This window comes from Empedobacter sedimenti (genome assembly GCF_030005555.1).
Taxonomy (GTDB): Bacteria; Bacteroidota; Bacteroidia; order Flavobacteriales; family Weeksellaceae; genus Empedobacter; species Empedobacter sedimenti.
In genome coordinates this window covers 20005-36521 of the sequence record NZ_JASCQG010000007.1, presented here as the reverse complement: position 1 = coordinate 36521, position 16517 = coordinate 20005, and the positions used below count along the sequence as shown (strand labels likewise).

Sequence of the window (16517 nt, the reverse complement as noted above, 5' to 3'; positions counted from 1 at the left end):
TACAGTATGAAAACAATCATTGCAGAAAAACCAAGCGTAGCAAGGGAAATAGCCGGACTTGTGGGAGCATCCGATAAAAAGGATGGCTACCTGACAGGTAACGGCTATTTTGTTACGTGGGCATTCGGTCATTTAATAGGACTGGGAATGCCCGAAGATTACGGCATTTCGGGATTTGATAAAGCATCCCTGCCGATATTGCCCAACCCGTTTTTATTGACCGTCCGCAAGGTCAAAAAAGACAAAGGGTACACCGCCGATACTGGCGCATTAAAGCAACTGAAAGTCATTGAGCAGCTTTTTAAGCAAAGCAACAGCATCATCGTTGCTACCGATGCAGGTCGTGAGGGCGAACTCATTTTCAGGTACATTTATGAATACCTGAAATGCAACAAACCTTTTGAACGCCTTTGGATAAGTTCGCTTACCGAAAAGGCAATAAAGCAAGGCTTCAACAACCTAAAAGACGGGGCAGCATTTGACGGACTGTATCAGGCAGCGCAAGGCAGAAGCCGTGCCGACTGGCTTGTAGGCATCAATGCTACACAGGCATTGAGCATTGCCGCAGGCAATGGTATCTATTCGCTTGGAAGAGTGCAAACGCCCACACTGGCTTTGATATGCAAACGTTACCTCGACAATAAGAATTTCACGGTAAAGAAATACTGGCAGATACAATTAACGCACAACAAAGCCCAGGTTGATTTCAAAAGTATTTCCGCAACCAAATGGGACGAAAAGCAACTTGCTGATGATACCCTTAAAGCTATTCAGCGTGGCGCAACGGCAACCTTTACATCAGTAGAAACCAAAAGCGTTACAGAACAACCGCCCTTGCTTTTCGACCTGACAGGCTTACAAAAGGAAGCCAACAAAAGGCTGAAATTATCTGCTGAAGCAACGCTCAATATTGCGCAAAGCCTGTACGAAAAGAAGTTTATCACGTACCCACGTACCGGGAGCAAATACATCCCTGAAGATATGTGGGCAGAAATTCCAAACCTCGTGCGGGCATTGCAAAATCGTGAGGATTGCAAGCAAGCCCTTACCAAAATCAAATGGGGACGGTTCAACAAACGTATCGTGAATGACCTCCGTGTAACGGACCATCACGGTTTGTTGATTACGGACAAAGTGCCGTCCGTACTTAATGCAGACGAAAACAAGATTTACAATATGATTGCGCTTCGCTTGCTTGAAGCCATATCGCAAGCCTGTGTCAAAGAAATAACCGATGTATCATTACAGGTATTGCATTACGACTTTACGGCAAAAGGCTGTAAAATTCAGGAAGCGGGTTGGCGTTCCATAAAAGGAAGTTTTACCGATGACGGCGAAGAGCCAGTGCAGGAATTACCTGAACTGCATAAAGGCGACGAACTTGCCATAAAGGAAGCCGCAGTTTTGGAAAAGCAGACCAAACCACCAGTGCTTTACACCGAAGCCGGGCTTTTGTCGGCTATGGAAACCGCAGGGAAAGAAATTGAGAACGAAGAAGAACGCAAAGCCCTCAAAAATATCGGCATCGGTACTCCTGCAACAAGAGCCGCCATTATCGAAACCCTGTTTACCCGTAATTATATCCAACGGGATAAACGTTCTTTAATCCCTACGGAAAAAGGATTGCAGGTGTACGGGCTTGTAAAAGACCGGAAAATTGCAGACGTGGCAATGACTGCCGAATGGGAATTGGCGTTACAGAAAATAGAAAATAACGAAGCGGATGCCGGAACATTCCAAAAGGAAATGGAAACCTATGCCAAATCTATTACCGATGAATTGCTACAAACCTCTATTGCAAGCACCAACCAACCCAAACTAACCTGCCCGAAATGCAAAAGTCAGCAGCTTATTATCCGTGACAAGATTGTGAAATGCCCTGATGAGGCTTGTAACTGGGTACAGTTCCGCACCGTCTGCGGTGTACAAATCAGTATCGAAAATGTAACAAACCTTGTCAATAAAGGCAAAACCTCTCTTATCAAAGGAATGACAAGCAAAGCCGGAAAGAAATTCGATGCTTACATCATTCTGAAAGAAAACGCTGAAAGTTCCTTTGAGTTTGAGAAAAACAAAAGCAGTAAACGCAATGGAAAATAAACCGTCAATCGTACCCAAAAAAATCAGGAACCTGATTTATACCATTCGGGGCAAACAGGTAATGTTGGATAGCGACCTCGCCGCCTTATATCAGGTGGAAACAAAGAACCTGAACAAAGCCGTAAAAAGAAATATTGAGCGTTTTCCTGTATCATTCTGCTTTCAACTGACCGAAGAGGAAGTTGAAAACTTGAGGTTCCAAATTGGAACCTCAAGTTTAAATTACGGCGGCAGACGTTATTTGCCCTATGTTTTTACCGAACAAGGCGTTGCAATGGCATCTGCCATACTCCGTTCAGATATAGCCGTTAAAATGAGTGTGGAAATAATGGAAGCCTTTGTAGAAATGCGGCGTATGCTCATTAGCAACGCTTCTTTGTTTCATCGTTTGGATAATATCGAGTTAAAGCAACTGGAAGCCGACCAAAAATTTGAAGAGATTTTTAAGGCTTTGGAAAGCGACAAGCTCCACAGTGAAAAAGGCATTTTCTACGACGGACAGGTATTTGATGCCTACGCCTTTGTTTCCGATATTATCCGAAGTGCCAAAAGTTCTATTATCCTGCTTGATAATTATGTGGATGATACGGTGCTTACTTTGTTGGGTAAGCGTAAGACTAATGTAACTGCTACAATTCTTACCAAAAGTTTCAGCAATCAGTTACGGTTAGACTTACAACGCTATAATAGTCAATATCCTCCGATAGAAATTGAAGTGTTTTCCGATGCCCATGACCGTTTTTTGATTATTGACCATACAGAACTCTACCATATCGGGGCATCACTCAAAGACCTGGGCAAAAAATGGTTTGCTTTTTCAAGAATGGATATTGAAGTCGGCAGGATGCTTCAAATCCTAAATAAGCCATAAAAGAAGCCCTCCGAATTTTCGGAGAGCTTCTTTGCTATTTGACACCTAAAATACCCTTATCGTTCTTAAATAGCTTTAGTAGTATTTCTTCTTTAGCCATAAACTTGCTCTTACTAATAATATCAGTACCGGAACTTCTACTAACGGTCCTATAACGCCTACAAACGCCTGTGGAGAATGAATACCGAAAACCGCTATTGCTACGGCTATTGCCAATTCAAAATTGTTTCCTGTGGCTGTAAATGCGATTGAGGCGTTTTTGTCGTAAGGAACATTTAAGGATTTATTGATAAAGAAGCTGACGAAAAACATCAGTACAAAATAGATTACTAACGGTATGGCAACTTTTACTACATCCATTGGCAGTTCTAATATTTTATCTCCTTTCAGACTGAACATTAATACTATCGTAAACAGTAAAGCATACAATGTAATGGGCGATATTCGGGATACAAATTTCCTGTTATACCATTCTATACCTTTTGATTTCACCAATGCGTAACGGCTTATAAAACCTGCTAAGAATGGAATGCCTAAGTATATCAATACGCTTTCGGTTACGTCTTTCATTGATACGCTTACATTGAAGTTAGCTATTCCTAATTTTTCAGGTAATACATTGATGAATAACCAAACTAAGAAGCTATAAGAAAGTATCTGGAAGATACTATTTAATGCAACTAACATAGCTGTATATTCTCTGTTTGCTTTAGCTAAGTCACTCCAAACGATTACCATTGCGATGCACCTTGCCAAACCTATCAATATCAGGCCTGTCATATAATCGGGTTCGTTCCGTAAAAACAAAACTGCTAAACCGAACATCAGTACTGTGCCGATAACCCAGTTCAGCAATAAGGATATACCGATTACTTTTTTGTCCTTAAATGCCATAGGTAATAATGAATAATCAACCTTTGCCAATGGTGGGTACATCATCAATATTAAACCTATTGCCAACGGAACATTTGTAGTGCCTACGGATAGAGCATTTGTAATTTTTGATATATCCGGAAAGAAATATCCCAATCCTATGCCTAATGCCATTGCAAGGAATATCCATAAGGTTAGGTAACGGTCAAGGAATTTTAGTTTTGATTGCATTGCGTGGTTAATTTGTGAGTTCTTTATATTGATTTGAGGTAAGCAGGTTTTCTAATTCTGCGATGTCCTGTATTTCTATTTTAATAAGCCAACCGTCTTTATAAGGATTGTCATTTATGAGTGTGGGCACTTTCAATAGCAGTTCGTTCGTTTCAACGATTTTACCCGATACAGGCATAAATAAATCACTGACCGTTTTAACCGCTTCAACAGAGCCGAATACTTCGTCCTGCCGAAAACTATATCCAACATTGGGTAAATCTGCATATACGATTTCGCCTAATTCGCTTTGTGCAAATTCGGTAATGCCTATTGTACCTGTGTTGTCCTGTACGCTTATCCACGTATGTTCTTTTGAATACTTTCTATCGGTTGGAAATTCCATCTTTATAAATTCTTTGATTAGTAACCTCTCCTTAAATTCTCTGCGTATTCGTTTGGTAAAATGCTTTCCTCTACTGCTTTTGCGGCTCTTTCAATATCATAATCAAATCGTATAAATTCCACACTGATACTGTCTTTGTCCAATACAGAACTTTGCTCATTGATAGTAAGCATTACATAACCGCCTCTTACATCGCTGTCTTTCGGCTTTCCTACCGAACCTATATTGATGGCGTGTCTGAAATGGTCTTGTCCGTCAATGCCCGAATTTAAAATGCGGTGGTATGGCTTGTGTGTATGTCCGAAACACATAATGTCTGCGTCCGCCTGTTCCATAATTCTAAGCATACTTTTTTCTTCCCTGTCCTCAAATAAGTATTCGTTTATTTTTCTTGGGCTACCGTGTACCAATAGCAAATTGAGCTTATCCTCGTTCAACTGAAATTCTACTTTGATATGTGCCGGAAGTGTACGCAAATAGGCTCTTTCTTCATCTTTCATAATAGAGTTGGTAAAAGAAATAGATATACTGCCGTTGTCTTTTTCGGGTTCAGTTTTATACGCACATCCGCAATCGTTGCTCATACGTCCAATACCAAAATCATAATTCCCTGCAATGGTTGGTATTTTGCGTTTACGGATTTCGTTCACTACTTCATTTGCCCAAATATTATAACCGACCAAATCGCCTAAGCAATAAATACTATCGGGATTTCTTTTTTCTACATCATCAAAGAATGCTTCTAATGCAGGTAGATTGGCGTGAATGTCGCTGAATAATGCAATTTTCATTTTTATTGATTTTAAGAATTATATTTTTAATGTTTCATTAATTTTAGCAACATCCCGAATTAGGTGTACAGCAAGCATTATTCAGGTCTGATAATTTTACTTTCTGTTTTTCGGCAGGAATACCGCAAGCATCTTGAGCTAAACAGGCGGTTTGTTTATTCTTCAGTATAAAATGATTTCCGTTAAAATCCAAATCAAATTTACCAATCGTTTCACTTTGGTATTCTACTTCTATTTCGGCATCTTCAATACCCAACTTTTCTTCGGATAGCTTAATGATGTTTAATAGCTTTGTTGGCTTTAATCGGTGTTCAAAATCGTTGGCATTCCATAATTGGAAATTGACAACTTTTTCGTTTCTAATTGTTCCGCCACAATCAATAAAATGTTTTGTAATAACACCTATCTCGGTAACGTGAAAGTGTTCGGGTACAAATGTTCCGTTCTCTAATTGAAATTCAACATTATCCAATGCTGGTAAGATTTCTTTGATGTTTGATAGTTTCATTATTTTTTTATTTAATTGTTATATTGCTTTATTGCGATTAATGTGCTTAAAAAAAATGCTTAACAGCATTTATCAACCTCTACATTATCTATAAAGAAAGCATTGAGTTCCTTTTTAATCTGCTGCCAAACATTTTCATCAATACAGTAGCACACACTTGTCCCTTCTATATTGCCTTTGATGATACCAATGTTTTTAAGCTCTTTTAAATGTTGTGAAATCGTAGCCTGCGCCAATCCTAATTCTTCCACTAAGTCATTACAAATGCAAGCATTCTGCTTGATGATGTATTGCAGGATAGCTATACGGGCAGGATGAGCCAGTGCCTTTAAAGTGGTTGCCAAGCTGTTTTGCTGTTCTGTAAATATTTCTGTTTTTGTTACGCCCATCTTATTTGTAATAATATATCGCAATATTACGATAAATATTTAAACCACAAAAGTAGTTTGTGAAAAAACATATAGCCAAGCACCAATTCTGTATAAATAATCAGTTCAATTTTCTATTGTAAATCGCCAAATCCTGCCTTTCAAAGCCAAACGCTGCAACATTATCAAAGGCAATTGCTCCTGCTTATAATTTTAGGATTTAAGTAAAATTCTAATCAAAATAAGTATGGATGTACAGCAAAAAGACCTGTCGTATTTCAGATTACGACTGCAAGAATTATTAAACAGCAGCTTTCCCGAAAAGGCACACGACCAAAAATTTATTGACCAACGGTCTTCGTGGGCTGCCAATGCTTATGAGGGTGCTTTCCGTTCGGGAAACGCCGTTGAGCAATGCGACGAAATAGCCAACTACATACTTTTTGAGGGCTTGCACTTCTCCAAGTTCGACACGGTTTTCAAAGTGGTATGCAATGAATTTGATACCATAATGGCAGACGAGGAACTGCGACCGTTCGCCCTGAAAATGTTCCCCGTTTGTGAGCCTGTTTTCGCAGGATATGAATTAACCGATGATTTCGCCAACGGAAATGAGTTTGATGTACTCTACACCGAACTGACCGGAACCATCTCAATATGGATTGAGGAAAATGGGCTTCAGTAAAAAGCAACATCTCCAACTGAATATTGATGCCCTGCGAATTGCTTTTAAACTGGAAAAGGAGAAACGCCAAGCCACCGTAGGCGAAAGACTGCTAATGATGCGATACAGCGGATTTGGCGGTCTTAAATTCGTTCTGAACCCCGTAGAAAACGAAATAGACATCAATCATTGGAGAAAAACAGAACACGACCTTTTTCCATTAACGCAGGAACTCCACCAATTACTCAAAGAAAATTCCGAAGACGATAAGCAGTACCGCAGGTATGTGGACAGTATGAAAAGTTCCGTACTGACGGCTTTTTATACCCCGCCAAAGGTTATAGATGCCATTTCATCCGCCTTGCGGGATAAGGGTCTGCATATTGATAAATTCCTCGAACCCTCCGCAGGTATCGGCTCATTCATCCAATCCTTTTCGGAAAATCAGAAAGCCAGTGTTACCGCCTATGAAAAAGACTTGCTCACAGGTAAGATTTTAAAGCAGCTTTATCCTGAAAGCAATATCCGTATCAACGGTTTTGAGGAAATTCCCGAAAGGGAACAAAACAACTATGATATAATCGCCAGTAATATACCGTTCGGCGATACTTCTGTATTTGACCTTTCTTATTCACGCAGCAGAAACAGCGCAAAGGAACAGGCTGCCCGAAGCATACACAATTACTTTTTTCTGAAAGGTGCTGATATGCTCCGTGAGGGTGGTTTGTTGGCTTACATCACTTCGCAGGGCATTCTGAATAGCCCTAAGAACGAACCCATACGCAGGGCGTTGATGCAGGATAATAATTTGGTTTCGGTTGTAAGACTGCCCAACAATCTGTTTACCGAATATGCAGGTACGGAAGTGGGCAGCGACCTGATTATCCTGCAAAAAAATACGGCAAAACAAAATCTGACCGACAGGGAAGATCTGTTTTGCCAAAGCAAGCCAACCGAATACAATACGCCGGGCAATGCGCTCTTTCAGGACGGTACAAGAATTATCCATACCGACCAAAAATTAGATACCGACCCATACGGTCAACCTGCCTTAATCTATACGCATAAAGACGGTGTTGAGGGTATTGCCAAAGATTTGAAACAAATGCTTTCCGAAGATTTTGGGAACCATCTGAATTTGAATTTATACAAAGGCGAACGCAATGATCAGCCTATGATACAAATTCCGATTGAACCAAAGGTTACACCTCCGGTCATAGACCCTGCAATCGTTCAGCAAAAACCGCAGCTTATAACCACTCCGGTAGTCCATCAGGAAAGCCCACAGGAACTAAAACAACTAAGCATTTTTGACCTGTTTGAAAGTGCGGGTGAGCCTGTAATGGTGCTTGCTCCACCTAAAAGAACTACCCAAAACAAAAGGCAAAGTAGTAATAAAAGAAGAGGCACAATAGGTCGTCAACCCGACCTGTTCAGCAGTGCCAGGCAGCAACCTTATACACCGCTAAAATCCAATGGTGCTACCAATGGAAAAAGCCAAGTAAACAGCAAAAAACAGGAAGCCATCGGCGACCTGTTTTCACAAATAAACGGCAATGGCCAGTCTGATAAGACTGCCATTCCCGTTACCGATATTAACACCGTTCCTGAACCTGCTCCGTATAGCGGCGAACTGCAATTATTCCACCGGAATGATTGCCTTGTGGTGGATAACGGTTGGGTCGGCTATTTGCAAGAGGTGGATAAGGAAGACAAAAAAGCTATCTTTCATCCATTGCAATTGCCGTCGGCACAGAAAGCAAGAGCCGAAGCCTACATAGCCGTAAGGGACAGTTATATCAACCTGTACCAAAAAGAAGCTGAAAAACAGACCGAACACAGGGAAGAACGGGAAACCCTGAACCTGCTGTACGATGCCTTTACCAAAAAATACGGCAATCTCAATACTGCCGACAATGCCAAGCTGATAAAAACAGACAGTGCAGGTAAAGAAATCCCCTATCTGGAGCGTGTCATTGGCGGCATAATCCATAAAGCGGATATTTTCAGCCGTCCGGTCAGTTTCTCTACTACCACGTTAGCAACCGACAATCCCGAAGAGGCTTTAGCTGCCTCCCTGAACAAATACGGAAATGTGGATTTGGACTTTATGTCCGAAATCAGCAGCCTGCCTGCCGATACCCTGAAAGAAGCCCTGCACGGGCGGTTGTTCTACAATCCGCTACAACAGGAATATGAAATAGCCGAACGTTGGATTGCAGGCAACGTGGTGGAGAAAGCAGATGAAGTAAGAGCCTATCTCGAAAACTATCCCGATGATACCGAAGCCAAAGAAAGCCTTACCGCTTTAGAGGAAGCCCGACCAAAACGTATCGAATTTGAGGAACTGGATTTTAACCTCGACGAACGGTGGATACCTACCGGAATTTATGCCCGTTTCGCTTCGCATTTGTTCGATGCGGATGTACTGGTTCATTACTCCGAAAGCTCCGACGACTTTTCCGTAAAGTGTCATCAGGGCAATATGCACATTTGGGAAAAATATGCGGTCAAAGCGGAAAGCCGCACGTTTGACGGTATTGCCCTGCTTAAACACGCCCTTGTCAATACCACGCCTGATATTACCAAAAAAGTAATGGTTGGCGACCAAGAGGTTAAAGTACGGGATATGGAAGCCATACAAATGGCGAACACCAAGATTGACGAAATCCGTACCGCCTTTACCGACTGGCTACACGCACAGAACGATGAGTTTAAAAACAGGCTGACCGACCAGTACAACGATACCTTTAATTGTTTCGTTCGCCCAAACTATGACGGAAGCCATCAGGAATTTCCGGGATTAGACCGCAAGGGAGCAGGCATTGAAGACCTGTATTCAAGTCAAAAGGACACCGTTTGGATGATAAAGCTGAACAACGGTGCTATCTGCGACCACGAAGTAGGCGCAGGAAAAACGCTGATAATGTGTACCGCAGCGCAGGAAATGAAGCGTTTGGGATTAGCCCATAAGCCGATGATTATCGGGCTGAAAGCAAATATACCTGCCATTGCCGAAGACTACCGTAAAGCCTATCCACACGCCAAAATCCTTTATCCGGGTATTGATGATTTTACGCCGAAAAAACGCCTGCGGATTTTCGGGGATATTAAAAATAATGATTGGGATTGCGTGATACTTACGCACGACCAGTTCGGAATGATACCGCAATCGCCCGAAATACAAAAGGAAATCCTCGAAATAGAACTGGACAGCGTAGAGCGCAATCTCGATGCCCTGAAATCGCAGGGCAAGGAAGTGACAAGGGGAATGCTCGCCGGGGTAATCAAGCGGAAAGAAAATCTTGAAGTAAAGCTGAAAACGCTGCAACACGATATTGAAAACCGTAAGGATGATATTGTGGACTTTAAGATGATGGGCATAGACCATTTGTTTGTGGACGAAAGCCACCAGTTCAAAAACCTGATGTTCAACACCCGTCATACACGGGTTGCCGGACTGGGGAACGTGGACGGCAGCCAAAAGGCACTGAACCTGCTGTTTGCAATCCGCACCATTCAGGAGCGTACCAATGCGGATATGGGTGCAACCTTTCTTTCGGGTACAACCATCAGCAATTCATTAACGGAATTGTACCTGCTGTTTAAATACCTGCGCCCCCGTGCATTGGAAAAACAGGGTATTCATTCCTTTGATGCGTGGGCAGCTATCTATGCACGGAAAACGACCGATTATGAATTTTCGGTAGCTAACAATATTGTAGCAAAAGAGCGTTTCCGCTACTTTATCAAAGTGCCGGAACTGGCACAGTTCTATTCTGAAATCACGGATTACAGAACGGCTAAGGATATTGGTATTGACCGCCCCACTAAGAACGAGGTATTGTACAACATACCGCCAACGCCCGACCAAGAAGCCTTTATCCAAAGCCTGATGCAGTTTGCCAAAACGGGCGATGCTACTTTGCTCGGTAGAGAACCATTATCGCAAAGGGAAGAAAAAGCAAAGATGCTCATTGCGACGGACTATGCCCGTAAGATGTCGCTCGATATGCGTATGGTAAGTGGTATATACGACGACCATCCCGACAACAAGGCTTCGCATTGTGCGGTAAATATCGCCAAGTATTACAACCAGTTCAACGCACAGAAAGGAACGCAGTTCGTTTTCTCCGATTTGGGAACCTACAAGCCCGGCGAATGGAACGTGTACTCCGAAATAAAACGCAAACTCGTGGAGGACCACGGCATACCTGCGCACGAAGTAAGGTTTATTCAGGAAGCGAAAAATGATAAGCAACGTAAGGAACTTATCAACGGAATGAACGAGGGCAAAATCCGTGTACTGTTCGGTTCTACAAGTATGCTCGGAACTGGCGTAAACGCACAGAAAAGAGCTGTTGCCGTTCATCATTTAGATACACCGTGGCGACCGTCTGACCTTGCCCAAAGGGACGGGCGGGCAATCAGAAAAGGCAATGAGATTGCCAAATTCTTTGCCGATAATAAAGTTGCTGTGATTATCTATGCAGTTGAAAAATCGTTGGACAGTTACAAATTCAACCTGCTGTATAATAAGCAGCTTTTCATCGACCAGTTAAAGACTAACAACCTGACCAAAAGAACGATTGACGAGGGAAGTATGGACGAAAAATCGGGAATGAACTTTTCGGAATATGTGGCAATCCTGTCAGGAAATACAGACCTGTTGGATAAAGCCAAACTGGAAAAACAGATTGCCGGACTGGAAAGCGAAAAGCAGGCGTTCAACCGCTCTAAATCCAGTGCCAAATTTAAGGTACAGGATTATATGGAAATGTTGCAAAGCACTCAATCCCGTTTGAGCCGGATGAGTACCGACTGGGAAAACTTACAGCAACGCCTGCAAAAGCGTTCGGACGGTACAATCGAAAACCCTGTGCTGTTAGATGGCTTGCCGCCCAATGCAAATCCGAAACAAATAGGCGCAAAACTGAACGAGATTGCGAACAAAGCCCGCACGGCAGGCGACTATCGTGAAATAGGCAACCTCTACGGGTTTCAATTATTGGTTAAAACAGAACTTCCAAAGGATAATTCAACACTCGAAAGGGTCAATAGATTTTTTATAACTGGCGAGGGCAATATCAAGTACACCTACAATAACGGTCTGATGGCAAAAGACCCCGAAACCGCCGCAATGAATTTTTTAAGGGCTTTGGAAAAACTGCCGGGCTTTGTGAAGCAGGAGCAGGAGAAAATCGCTGAAATACAAAAAGACCTGCCGATACTTCAGGAAGTGGTTAACGGTACTTGGGCTAAGGAAAGTCGATTGAGTGAGCTTAAAACGGAACTGGCTGCCGTAGAAAGAAAGATACAGCTATCTATTACGCCGGAAACCAAACAAGATGCTTCGGAGCAGGCAGAAAAGCAGAATGAAGCCCCAAAGGTGCAGGAAAGCATTATACGGACAAAAGGCGTTCATTCACCTCGTGGCGTATTATAATAGTCGTTACTTTTCGTCCATTTTTTTTATTAGGGCTTCACACAGGCTGTCAAGGAATTTGGTTCGGTTTATCTTACGGGCTTTCAGTTCCATAAACGTGTGGTAAAAATCGCCTAACTCAATATTAAAGGCTTCTTCAAAAGTTTTAGCTATCAATTTTATGTCTGTATTCCCATTGTTAAATACACCGTGGGAGTACAGTGCATATATGAGTTCCGTCAGTGCCGTTTTACTTGCCGTCCATTTCAATGAATTGTCCGAACCCCTTTTCACATTGATGTTATTGAGCCTGTCTTCCAAATAAACTTGTATCAGGTCATTGGCAATAATCTTGGCAACCTTATAATCGTGTGAAGTAGAAAAACGATGGTCTGCTTCAAAATAAAATGTGTCTAACCACAGCCTTATATCGTGCTTGCCACGCACAAAGAATTTTTCGTCAACGAAAGAATTATTGCTGCGGTAATACTTGTAAAAATCAAGGTTGTTTTCAAAGAACCTTTTTAGCTTTTTCAGTTCTTTGGTAAAATATTTCTTGGTACGCTTGTTCCCGTAGGGTCTTCTTGTTTCGATTTTATAGATGGCATTGTAGTAGATGAGCTTTGAAACAATAACAGGTTTCTGATACTTGAAAAAATGGATTTCTTCTTCCATATTCTTAAAGTCATTTTTCAGTACAAAGTCCTTTAAGTCGGCAAGGCTTTGTATGATATGGTGTATAACGGCTTCAATTCTTTTTATGGGGCAGTCGGTTTCAATCTCCAGTTCCTGGATTGCAGTTTCCAATTTAAGATATGTTTCATTGTAAAATTTATCCATTCGCTTCATTTTGATGTAATATATTATTGGTTAATACAGAAAAGCTAACACTGTTCGTATTAGCTTATGATGCAATTACTGCTTAAAAAAATTCAACCTCTACCGTATTGATGATGGAACGATAGATAGATTTTTGTTGCATACTTTAAAGGGTTGTAGTATGATGCAGGTTAGTCTTTGCGAATTACACCTGCATCACCTCCTTTTTTTTACCGATATTTTTTTACGGTTATGCAGTTTACAACCCTTAGTTATTTAATTTTAATAAGTCAATGCCAGCCCCACACCAAAGCCCATATCGCTATCATAGTGGGTACGTATACCTATATTCTTATTAATGATATACCTAAGTTCTCCCATATACTCTAAGTCGGTATTCACCATAAAACCACCTCTTAGTCTTTTTGAAATTGGTATATCTTCACGCATTAACTGCAATCTCACAATTCCATCATGATATACTTCTGCCTGAAAATTGACCAGCATAGGTAACGTATACATAAACCCTAAACTGAACGCCCTGCGGGTGTCTTTCTTGTTGGTTTGTCCAAATATGTTCTTTTCGTGTTCATCTTCTCCCATTTTACGGTAGCGGTAATCAAAACCTACAAAGGGCATGAACCATTGCATCTTTCCAATGTATCTACCTAAATGGGTTTCTACTTCATAACCGTGCATACTATTATAGCCTAAACGCCATTCTGTTCCTAATTGGTAGCGTGCATTCATTAGCATAGCTTCTCCATCATTACCATTGGTTGCAAAATCGTTTTGTGCCATAAAATGAGGCATATTACTTTCTCTTTGCAATTCTTTATAGGCTTTTGCCTTGTCGGGTAGATAGGGGTTATTGTAGTCTCCAACTTCAAAGACCCTGTTCATTCCCGCCATCATGTGATATAATATATGGCAATGAAAGAACCAATCACCTTCCTCATTTGCTAAAAACTCAATGGTATCTGTTTCCATAGGCATGATATCCAACACATTTTTAAGCGGCGATTTTTCGCCTTTTCCGTTTATCACCCTGAAATCAAATCCGTGAAGATGCATTGGATGCCGCATCATTGAATTATTATAAATGGTAATCCGTAGAATTTCTCCTTTTTTTACAGGTATTTTGTCAGTTTCCGAAAGTATTTTATTATCCATGCTCCATACATAGCGGTTCATGTTGCCAGTAAGTGTGAATTTCAACTCTTTTACAGGCGCATCATTTGGAAGAGAGGTGTTATAAGGTGATTGCAACATAGCATAATTTAATGTTTTGATGTCTCCCAAGGCATTAGCGTTGTAACGGTTAGCGTCGTTATCCATATCCATACCCTCATGCTTACTGTGGTCTGCTTTTTTTGTTGCATCTCCGGTAATTTCGGGATACATCACTACATTCATGTCCATTTGGTTAAGGCTCATCTTCATGCCCATATCGTCCAAATCGCCATTCATTTTCATCATATCGTTCATCATCTTCATCCCCTCGAAATACTTCAATCGTGGGAGTGGAGAAATAAGCTGTTTGACCCCATCACCTATAAAGTAACTCGCAGATTGTGTCCTGTCTTCGGTTGTTGCTAAGAACTCGTAAGCCAAACCATCTTGAGGGATAGTCACTACAATATCGTAAGTTTCAGAAACGGCAATGATTAACCTGTCCACCTCTACAGGCTCAACATCATTCCCATCATTCGCTACTACTGTAATTTTTCCTCCAGCATACCGTAGCCAGAAATATGAAGACGCCCCTCCATTGGAAACACGCAATCTGACTTTGTCGCCTGCTTTTAGCTTTTTACCATCAATTGTTTTCAAATCGGTGCTATGGCTACCATTTATTAGGATTTTATCATAGTAAACGTCACTGACATCCATCGCCAGCATCCGCTTCCACTCGTTTTTTACCTTTACCCCTAATTTTCCCTCCTTTATAGCTTCAACATATGATTGTGTTGCGCCTTTCTTAATGGCCGCCCAATCATTTGCATTGTGTAGCATACGGTTGATATTATCGGGGTTAAGATTTGTCCACTCACTTAAAATAATTGGAACGGTCGGCAAATCGTCAATTCCTTTTCTGAATGTCTTATCATCGCTTCTTTTCTTCATGATAAAACTTCCGTACATGCCAATCTGCTCCTGCAATCCTGAGTGGGAATGGTACCAGTGCGTACCATGCTGGATAATCGGAAAACGGTAGGTGTAGGTTGTGCCCGGTGCGATGGGTTTTTGTGTAAGCCAGGGCACACCGTCTTCTTTATTGGGCAGGAACACACCATGCCAGTGAAGTGATGTGCTTTCTTTCAATTGGTTGTGCACCACTATTTCGGCAGTGTCGCCCTCGGTAAAGGTAAGGGTGGGCATGGGGATTTGCCCGTTTACGGCAATTGCCCTTTTTTGCTTACCTGCATAGTTGACAAGCGTATCTTTTACATACAGCTCGTAATGCACCACTCTCTGTGCAAACAGCGTTTGCGTGCAAAGCAGTATCAGCACTGTTTGCAAAATTCTTATAGGTATTTTATTATATCTGTTCATGATTTGAAAAATTTTATTTAATGCTGTCTTCCATTGTGCTAAACCACGCTATCAAAACCTGCTTATCCTCCGGTGACAATACTGCATTGCGATGAATTAGTGTGTATGATGACAACGGCATTTCCCCGTCCTTAACCTGCCCGGCCATAGCCCTGAACTTGTTTCGCTGCCTGCGGACAGAATAGTCGCCAAATTCGCTAAAGTTGAGTTCCTCTTTCCCCTTTTTTATATGCTCTGCCATGTACCATGCGCCGGGCTGGATACGGCTGTACCACGGATAATGGGTATTGTTGCTATGGCAGTCATAACAGGACTGAACAAGGATAGCCTTTACATTTTGGGGTACGGCGTACACCCTTTCGATATGGGTGGCTGGCACTTCAACCGCCTGGTTCCGTAAGGGCTGAAAGAACTGTATGGCAATCAGGACGACAGCCAGCCCCAATATGATTTTCTTCTTTATGGTCATAATTATTTTATTGTGGCTTCATCTTTTTGTGTCTACTGTTTTTTCACATACTTGGCATAATTCTCCTTGTTTTCAAAATAAGAAACTTCACCGTTATTTCCTGTCACAGCAATCACCGCATTAGCTTTGTCTACCTGCTTATGGGAATAGGGGTCTATCGCCATCCGCACGGTCGCATCTTTTGGAATACGTTCCTTACACATTTCGCAACATCCGTAATAGGTTTTACCATCAAATTTTACTTCAAACTGCTTTTTGCCCATATAGGCATCGTTGACCATGCAGACTTCATCCGATGGAACCAATTCACCTATTTGGTTACTATGCCCGTGGCTTTCCGGAGTTGCCTGCGAATGCTGTGTCGCTTCATCCTTATTTGACCCTACCTGTCCGCAAGCGGTGAATAGCAGGGCTGATAAGGAAATAAAGCCAATTATTATTTTGTTCATGTCCAAAC

The 16517-nt window shown here is 41.7% G+C and carries 13 protein-coding genes; 4 read left to right on the top strand and 9 right to left on the bottom strand.

Annotated features, from left to right (window positions below; genetic code table 11):
- Positions 1–6 precede the first annotated feature (6 nt).
- Both QHG34_RS08045 and QHG34_RS08040 read left to right on the top strand, forming a co-directional pair.
- Positions 7–2100, top strand: a complete 2094-nt coding sequence (locus QHG34_RS08045) for a type IA DNA topoisomerase (protein ID WP_013632654.1) — start codon at positions 7–9, stop codon at positions 2098–2100.
- Positions 2090–2971 carry an ORF6N domain-containing protein gene (locus QHG34_RS08040; protein WP_130914547.1) on the top strand — a complete coding sequence of 294 codons (882 nt, stop codon included), beginning with the start codon at positions 2090–2092 and terminating at the stop codon, positions 2969–2971. The genes QHG34_RS08045 and QHG34_RS08040 overlap by 11 nt, the downstream gene beginning before the upstream one ends.
- Before the next feature lie 75 nt (positions 2972–3046).
- Here the strand turns inward: QHG34_RS08040 and arsB are convergent, their stop codons facing one another.
- The 5 genes from arsB to QHG34_RS08015 are packed head-to-tail and all read right to left on the bottom strand — an operon-like array spanning position 3047 to position 6148.
- Entirely contained in the window at positions 3047–4075 is a 1029-nt protein-coding gene (arsB, locus tag QHG34_RS08035; protein ID WP_084018974.1) for an ACR3 family arsenite efflux transporter, read from the bottom strand.
- A gap of 7 nt (positions 4076–4082) precedes the next feature.
- A complete protein-coding gene (gene gcvH, locus QHG34_RS08030; protein ID WP_084018976.1) occupies positions 4083–4460 on the bottom strand; it encodes a glycine cleavage system protein GcvH in 378 nt (125 codons plus the stop codon).
- 17 nt (positions 4461–4477) lie between these two features.
- Complete coding sequence (locus QHG34_RS08025; protein ID WP_084018978.1) at positions 4478–5251, bottom strand: metallophosphoesterase family protein; 774 nt, start codon at positions 5249–5251, stop codon at positions 4478–4480.
- Between the two features lie 43 nt (positions 5252–5294).
- On the bottom strand, positions 5295–5759 hold the full coding sequence (locus QHG34_RS08020) for a DUF6428 family protein (RefSeq protein ID WP_084018980.1): 465 nt from the start codon (positions 5757–5759) through the stop codon (positions 5295–5297).
- A gap of 59 nt (positions 5760–5818) precedes the next feature.
- Positions 5819–6148, bottom strand: a complete 330-nt coding sequence (locus QHG34_RS08015; protein WP_047094742.1) for an ArsR/SmtB family transcription factor — start codon at positions 6146–6148, stop codon at positions 5819–5821.
- 226 nt (positions 6149–6374) lie between these two features.
- Here QHG34_RS08015 and QHG34_RS08010 point away from each other — a divergent pair, with 226 nt between their 5' ends.
- Together QHG34_RS08010 and QHG34_RS08005 are read left to right on the top strand one after the other, a co-directional pair.
- Complete coding sequence (locus QHG34_RS08010; protein ID WP_048499054.1) at positions 6375–6812, top strand: DUF1896 domain-containing protein; 438 nt, start codon at positions 6375–6377, stop codon at positions 6810–6812.
- A complete protein-coding gene (locus QHG34_RS08005) occupies positions 6799–12237 on the top strand; it encodes an N-6 DNA methylase (protein WP_282629667.1) in 5439 nt (1812 codons plus the stop codon). Before QHG34_RS08010 ends, QHG34_RS08005 begins: the two co-directional genes overlap by 14 nt.
- 6 nt (positions 12238–12243) lie before the next feature.
- On the opposite strand, the gene QHG34_RS08000 is transcribed toward QHG34_RS08005, so the two are convergent.
- The 4 genes from QHG34_RS08000 to QHG34_RS07985 form a co-directional block, all read right to left on the bottom strand.
- On the bottom strand, positions 12244–13056 hold the full coding sequence (locus QHG34_RS08000; protein WP_084019043.1) for an RteC domain-containing protein: 813 nt from the start codon (positions 13054–13056) through the stop codon (positions 12244–12246).
- A gap of 261 nt (positions 13057–13317) precedes the next feature.
- Complete coding sequence (locus QHG34_RS07995; protein ID WP_028069432.1) at positions 13318–15591, bottom strand: multicopper oxidase family protein; 2274 nt, start codon at positions 15589–15591, stop codon at positions 13318–13320.
- 13 nt (positions 15592–15604) lie between these two features.
- Positions 15605–16060, bottom strand: a complete 456-nt coding sequence (locus QHG34_RS07990) for a heme-binding domain-containing protein (protein WP_070566710.1) — start codon at positions 16058–16060, stop codon at positions 15605–15607.
- A 32-nt stretch (positions 16061–16092) separates the two neighbouring features.
- The gene (locus tag QHG34_RS07985) at positions 16093–16509 is read right to left on the bottom strand and encodes a hypothetical protein (protein WP_282629666.1); all 417 of its coding nucleotides are present in this window, start codon (positions 16507–16509) and stop codon (positions 16093–16095) included.
- Positions 16510–16517: the final 8 nt, after the last annotated feature.